Origin of the sequence: Agrobacterium sp. NPDC089420 (assembly GCF_044900305.1) — a bacterium.
Taxonomy (GTDB): Bacteria; Pseudomonadota; Alphaproteobacteria; order Rhizobiales; family Rhizobiaceae; genus Agrobacterium.
This window is the reverse complement of sequence record NZ_JBJDMY010000057.1, coordinates 1-2,725: the sequence shown is the minus strand read 5'-3', so window position 1 is coordinate 2,725 and position 2,725 is coordinate 1. Positions and strand designations below refer to the sequence as shown.

1 protein-coding gene and 1 pseudogene are annotated in these 2,725 nt (G+C 59.1%); both read left to right on the top strand.

All coding sequences use genetic code 11. The features are described from left to right. Positions 1-318, top strand: a pseudogene (locus ACI2KA_RS26870) (site-specific integrase); the annotation flags it as partial. After that, entirely contained in the window at positions 315-2,675 is a 2,361-nt protein-coding gene (locus ACI2KA_RS26865) for a hypothetical protein (RefSeq protein WP_404505474.1), read from the top strand. The pseudogene ACI2KA_RS26870 and the gene ACI2KA_RS26865, both read left to right, overlap by 4 nt. The last annotated feature ends 50 nt before the right edge of the window (positions 2,676-2,725 follow it).

Below are 2,725 nucleotides of genomic sequence, written 5' to 3'. Positions count from 1 at the left end.
CCACCAGACCAGCAGATTGGCGGCGTGCCGCACGGCGTTCCCATTGCCGGGATCGGTGGCTGTGGACTCGGTCAGAGCCTTTGTACGAAGAACCCCGTCATGGCTTGCTACACCTGTTCTAGGTTCATGCCGCTTGGGGAACCGGAAATACACGAGGAAGTGCTCGAAAGCCTTCGTCCGGTCGTCGTCGAATTTGCATCTGCGTCACGGAATAACGAGCAATCTCCCGCCTACGCTCAGCTCAAAGCCACGATGGATGCGGTCCGCCGGGTCGTTGAAGAGTTGAAATCCGACCGAACCCAAGAGCGTCACTCATGAACCCGTTCTATGCGGAATACATCGCGACGGCCAAGAAGTTGGCGGCCGAACGCGGGTTGATCTGGGACCTCGATTACGATGATCAGGGAAAGGTAAGCAAGGAAACGCGTTGGGACCTGACCAGGCTTGTCGGCATGTTCCCGCCGCCCGCCCTTTATCTGGGGCAGGTCGGTGTCGATCCGAATGCGCACGAGAAGCTCAACGAGATCAGGAAGAGGATGAACCAAAGTCCCCTTCCCGTCGCGCCGATGACGCTGCATTGGCGTGAACTGTACCAGGCTGTGTTTGTACATCACCTTCTTGTCCGCAAGACGAAGCCGCTCAGCGCGATGCAGGTCGCCCAGGGTATCCGGCGACTGGCTCCCGCTGCCGAAGATACGCCGCCTTGGGCTGTGAAACCTGAGCAGGTACAACAAGCCTACAACGCCGTCCTTCAGTCGGCGGGCTCCGGCAAACTAGCGCTGGACTTCGCCGGTAGCGTGCGGAACATCCTTGACGGTCAAAAACTCGCAGACATCCCGGCTCTCGCCCGGTTTTGCATTCCCTACCCGACCAATGAGTCCCTGTCCGCCCAGCAGCAGGCTGAAACGCTGCGCAAGAAGCAAAACGCTCACGGCGGGCGGGATGGCCTTCGCCGAACCCTGGCTGAAAGAAAATCGACGGCAAAGCTGCCGGACGAGCGTGCTTTCTGGGAACTTGTTCGTATCGTCTTCACCGAGACGCCACGAACGTTCTCCGACGCCATCCGGTTCGCGGCATTCCGAGTGCAGATCATCATGGGCTTCCGGATTGGTGAAACTGCCTTGCTACCTTTGGACTGGAAGAGATGGCGTGAATACTTCGACGCCGACGGCCGCCCGGCCGGGGAACATGGCGGGTTCTCCCGTTCGCTGATGATCCGGCATTTTGCTGAAAAGCAGGAAGATGACGAGCGTCAGGACGGCCTCTCCTTGTACGAGAACACTCAGCACGTCCCGCCGATGTTCGAGGAGATTCTCGTGGAGACGCTCGATCACATTGAAAAGATCACTGCGCCTTTGCGAGAGCGGTTGAGACGACAGACGGCGACTGGCCGCATCTTTCCAGAATACGCCGAGGATGCGCTCGTTCCTGCGTCAGAGATGTATGTTCGAATGACAGGCAACGCCATCTTTACGGATGTCGAAGTCCCGCCGGATTTGCTGCAAGCCTACCGCAGGAGTTACGACCCGTCGCTCTTAGCGGAGGTCCGGAACATGCAGGCCGGACGGAAGCAGCGCGGCCTGTCGGCCTTCTGGACCAACCCAGAGCAAAAGCAAATTCCTGTTCGGAATGCATCAGGTGTCCCGCTTGATGGAAGGATCGACTGGCGGACGGCGTATATCCGTGTCGGAGATGTGGAACGCCATATTCGTGATAGCCGCGCCACCAAGCTCTCCGATACCAGTCCGACGACGACGACCGATGGAACTCCACTGTACCCCTACGAGATGATGTTTGTCGTGCCCGTGCGGAACCTGATCGAGGGGCGCAATGACGGCGTCCTGGACACAACCCTCTACTCAGCCGTCGGTCGTCTCGATGTCGAAGACCTGAAAAGAACCCTTGGTGGTTACGGCGGTCAAACCTGCATCTTCGCCCGCTACGGCCTGACTGAAGAGGATCGCGCCTTTACGATGAAGACGCACGCTCTGCGTCACCTTCAGAACACCGAGCTGTTCCGCCTCGGCGTCGCCGACACGATCATCACCAAGAAGTTCAATCGGCGCAGCGTCCAGCAAAGCCACGTCTACGATCACCGCAGCTTGGCCGAGGACCTTGCCAACATCGATCTTCCTCCGGAAGCGGAGGAGCGGCTTGGCGACAAGGCATTGCAAGTCTTCAAGCTTATCTCGGCGAACAAGGCGCGGGGTCCCGTGGTCGATGAGTTCCGTAGGGTCCAGCGCGAGTACGGGGACGAGGCGGCTTTCGACTACCTGAATGCCGAGGCGGACGGGCTGCACGTCACGCCCTATGGCCTATGTATGAACAGCTTCACCAGCGACCCCTGCCCCAAACACCTCGAATGTTTTAATGGCTGCCTCCACCTGGCACGGACAGCCATCATCAGCGAGCAGAAAAACCTAGAGCGCATGCGCGACCGGTTCGCCAAGGTGATCATCACGCTGGAGGCATTGCCGGAGAACCGTCGCAACATCGGCTGGGCCAACCAGCTCACCCACGCCCGTGTCCGGTACGAAAACATCGTGAAGGCGCTCGGAACCGAGCCGGGAATGCAGGTGTTCCCAGACGGGACCGACCTATCCGTCACGGCCGAGCGGAAAGCTGGAACCACAATCATTGACACGATGAAGCGCTTGAGGGACCTCGATGATTGATAAGGCCCAGATTCTCGAAGAACTCCTTGAGGCGATGATCGCCGAGGACG